This is a genomic window from Streptomyces sp. A012304 (genome assembly GCF_026008495.1).
GTDB lineage: Bacteria > Actinomycetota > Actinomycetes > Streptomycetales > Streptomycetaceae > Streptomyces.
Genome location: NZ_BQUN01000200.1, coordinates 145133 through 145713, shown reverse-complemented (window position 1 = coordinate 145713; position 581 = coordinate 145133). Strand labels below are relative to the sequence as shown.

The window sequence follows — 581 nt, the reverse complement described above, 5'->3', positions numbered from 1 at the left end:
TCGTCATCCTCGTCACCTCCTTCAGCAACAACGCCTTCGCCGCCTTCCCGCCCGAGGCGTGGACCCTGAACTGGTACAAGGCGCTGTTCGCCGACGGCAGCAAATGGCCCGCCGCGCTCTCCCTGAGCGCCCTGATCGCCGCCCTGAGCACCGTGTTCTCCCTGATCATCGCGGTGACCGCGGCGACCGCCCTGACCCGCAGCGAACTCCCCCTGCGCTCCGCCGTCTTCGCCCTGGTCCTCGGACCGCTGGTCATCCCCCAGATCGTCACCGCACTCGGCCTGTTCCTGTTCTTCGAGCCGGCCGCGATGCTCGGCAGCCCGCTCGCCATCGCCCTCGGCCACACCGTGCTCGCCTCACCCATCGCGGTCCTCATCCTGATCGCGACCCTGCGCGGCATCGACGAACGCCTCGAGGACGCCGCCGCCAGCATGGGCGCCGGCCGGCTCACCATCGCCCGGAAGATCACTTTCCCGCTGGCCGCGCCGGGCATGATCGCCGCAGCGATCTTCTCCTTCATCACCAGCTTCGACGAGTTCCACATCTCCCAGTTCCTCTCCTCCGTCGACACCGTCACCCTC

General features: G+C 68.5%; 1 protein-coding gene. It reads left to right on the top strand.

Annotation, left to right across the window (positions count from 1 at the left end; all coding sequences use genetic code 11):
* On the top strand, positions 1-581 hold a 581-nt coding region (locus ALMP_RS40640; protein ID WP_264937030.1), incomplete at both ends, for an ABC transporter permease.